General features: G+C 36.9%; 4 protein-coding genes and 1 pseudogene. 2 read left to right on the top strand and 3 right to left on the bottom strand.

Going from position 1 to position 2966, the window contains the following annotated elements:
- Nucleotides 1–345, top strand: a pseudogene (locus WIW89_RS11185) (hypothetical protein); the annotation flags it as partial.
- 46 nt (nt 346–391) lie between these two features.
- Here the strand turns inward: WIW89_RS11185 and WIW89_RS11180 are convergent.
- Nucleotides 392–778, bottom strand: coding sequence for a hypothetical protein (locus WIW89_RS11180; RefSeq protein WP_337720830.1), 387 nt, complete (start codon nt 776–778; stop codon nt 392–394).
- A 286-nt stretch (nt 779–1064) separates the two neighbouring features.
- Here WIW89_RS11180 and WIW89_RS11175 point away from each other — a divergent pair, with 286 nt between their 5' ends.
- Complete coding sequence (locus WIW89_RS11175; protein WP_337720829.1) at nt 1065–1772, top strand: DUF72 domain-containing protein; 708 nt, start codon at nt 1065–1067, stop codon at nt 1770–1772.
- Nucleotides 1773–1779: 7 nt separating this feature from the next.
- Here the strand turns inward: WIW89_RS11175 and WIW89_RS11170 are convergent, their stop codons facing one another.
- Complete coding sequence (locus WIW89_RS11170; protein ID WP_337700502.1) at nt 1780–2028, bottom strand: sulfurtransferase TusA family protein; 249 nt, start codon at nt 2026–2028, stop codon at nt 1780–1782.
- A gap of 107 nt (nt 2029–2135) precedes the next feature.
- On the bottom strand, nt 2136–2966 hold an 831-nt coding region (locus tag WIW89_RS11165), incomplete at its 5' end, for a hypothetical protein (protein ID WP_337720828.1).

Below are 2966 nucleotides of genomic sequence, written 5' to 3'. Positions count from 1 at the left end.
ATGCAGATAATATTTGGAGCAATATTCGGAAATATATTGAGGGCTAAGAAGGCTAGCGAAGAACAGATCACTTATGTAGCTAGGAAGTCTGCAGGCAGGGTGTTATATTACGGCGGGTTGGTGTTCATGGTAGTCGGTGCACTGATAATAGTATTGCCGCAGATAGACAACTTTGCAATTTCAACCGGGATTTCAATTCCTAACCTCGACGCTATAGATGTCGGCTTCCTGTTGGTAGTAATGACTGTTGGACTCATAGGTTTACTGAGTATAATAACGAGCTTTAGAGAAGCCTTCAAGACTACAAGCCAAGGAGAAAAAGGAGTAATGAAGAGGACTGTGTAGACATAACCTCGTTTTTGAAACGTGAAAGGTTTTATAAACTCGTCCTCTATTTGCGTTGTAACAAGTAATAAATTAAGTAAGACACCAAACCGTAAGAAAGATGAGCTATTATGTACGGTAATGTGATCGTGTAAGGTAGGAGGATTAAATGAATTGGTAAACTGAAAATGGAGAGGACGGAAGAACCGAAAAGTAGTCCGAGTACTATCGAAGACGGGATATTGTTTGGCCTTATACCACTCGCCTCAATAATAGTCACCCCGATTGTAAAAACAACTACAGCTACTATTATGTGAAGAAATACGCCTAACAATATTGAGGACATGTGAGTTAGGTGATAAGAAATATCCGCAAATATAGATAGGTCGTCTATAAAGAAAAATAATTCAAAAATTCCTCCAGCCAAACCGGATATTAACTTGCCAAAAAACATTATTGGATTAAAGACTAATTCTATGTTTAAAAGATTATTCACCGAGAATGAAGACTGAAGTAGAAAGACTAAGTATTATAGTGAGAAATTTTAGAAAATATGAGGTAACTATTGTACGTGAAGAAATACCCTAATATTTCGTATTTTTCATTCATCCCTTATTTTTCGCCATATCTTAAGTGGCTTTGTGAGTTGAATGACGAAGTCCTTAATGAAGTTAAGGATGAACTAGGAATTAGGTGTTAAGGGAATCCGGTTTTTAAACCTCCACTACAAGATTTACATTGTGATTAAGGTAGGTACTTGCGGTTTCACTTATAAACACTTCAGGTATTTCGACGCCTTAGAGATACAACAAACATTTTACGACATTGTTAGTGACATTCAATTGCAAAAATGGAGGAAGTTAGCTGAAGAAAACAATGTAGAGCTCACAATAAAGGCGCTACAAATAATAACTCACGAATATAACACGAGTACCTACAAGAGAATGAAACATAAGTTCGGAGATGCTAAAAATTACGGGTCGTTTAAGGATACTAAGGAAGTTAAGGAAGCTACTGAGATCACGTTAAGGGAGGCAAAGGAGTTGAACGCTAAGATAGTCATTTTCCAGTCTCCTGCGTCCTTTAAACCGTCCGACCGTAACGCTAGGGCTGTCATAGACTATTTCTCCATCCTTGACAAGAAATTCAAATATGGTTGGGAACCTAGGGGAGAATGGTATAATGAGCTGGAGTTATTGAGGAAGGTCGTAGAGGAGTCCGGTGTGATCCACGTAGTAGACCCCTTCAAGCACACTTCATTAACAACGGTGAAATACTACAGACTTCACGGTATAGGAAAAGGTGAAGTGAACTATTCTTACAAGTATACCGACGACGACCTCAAAGTATTGAAGAACATGGTGACCGACGGGTCGTACGTAATGTTCAATAACATCTACTCTTTTGATGATGCATTACGATTTAAGAAGTTACTCTCTACTAAGTAATAAAAAATCACTTAGTTTTGAGGATCCTAATTCTAAAAGTGTTACCATCTCTTTTTATTTCGCACGGATAACCTCTAGACTCGCAGATCATTGGTATTGAAAGCTCTGCTGGTTCGTTATCACTTATAATCTCAATAACTTCACCCTCTTTCATCTGATTAAGTCTTTTTACGATCTCTATCTGGGGCTCCGGACAAGGTTCTCCTCTTAGGTCAAGTATTAAGTCTGGTTTGTCTTTCTTTATTTTTTCATTCATTAAATTATACTTTCAATAAAAAACTAAATATATTCCCGCTTTATAAACTAGCAGTTTAGATTTGATAAAAATTATACAAAATAAACGATTTACTCCTAATTTTTAATTCATTCAGGGCTGATTTCTTGAGAAGTATTACTGAGTGCGTATTTTTCGAGTTTAGTCATCAACACTTCATCTATATATACTGCGTAAAGTGTTGCTCTGACTGTATCGGATAAACTTATTAGTTCAAGAATAGCGTCCTGTCCTTGTATTATTTGTCCTTTGTAATTCACATTTATTTTCGCAATTCTTCCGTTTTTAATTAATATTCTTCCGTTTACGTCTTCTCCTTTTATTACTACTATTCCGTATTCTACGTCTACGCTTGCTTTTGTTATCTTTGGTAATATTTGGCTAAATGTGCCTTGTTCTTCCAGTAGTTTTGTCGGTGTTATACCTTCTATTCCAATGTCGCTCTGGGTCTTAAGATAGTATTTTATGTACGGTATTATGTGATCTTCTACTATATGTTGAGCTAAGGCGAAAGGAGTCCTCCCTAGTATTTTATCTAGACCAGATACTTTGTAGTCAGCAGTTATAATTATTCTTACAAGCGTTTCCATAGGCTTTATTGCCTTGGTTTGGAGTTTCATTTCCCAAGTAAATTTCTGGTCTTTTGTCCATCCTCTATAAATTACACCCTCTGACGAGTATACTGGCCCTTCCATTTCCCCTTCAAAGAAGTTCATCTTTGTGTCTGGTGTTCCGAAGATGTATATTACTAAGAACCTGTTCGAGAAGCCTGAAAGTGAAGAAGGTGTCACATATTTTCCTTCTTTTTTGTCATAAACTTGTAGTATGTTGATATGACCAAAGACTCCGGTGAGGAGGAAGGGATCCGTCAGTAAGCTTACTACTCTATCCTTAGAAGTTTGGATTGTAACATCGTGTGA

This window comes from Stygiolobus sp. CP850M, from assembly GCF_037389425.1.
GTDB lineage: Archaea > Thermoproteota > Thermoprotei_A > Sulfolobales > Sulfolobaceae > Stygiolobus.
Note: the sequence above shows the minus strand (reverse complement) of the source record. Positions and strands in the feature narration are given on the sequence as shown.

What these genes read in the sequence shown, in the direction of transcription:
- WIW89_RS11180 (WP_337720830.1), bottom strand. Translation starts at nt 778, where the DNA reads ATGTTTTTTGGCAAGTTAATATCCGGTTTGGCTGGAGGAATTTTTGAA.
- WIW89_RS11170 (WP_337700502.1), bottom strand. Translation starts at nt 2,028, where the DNA reads ATGAATGAAAAAATAAAGAAAGACAAACCAGACTTAATACTTGACCTA.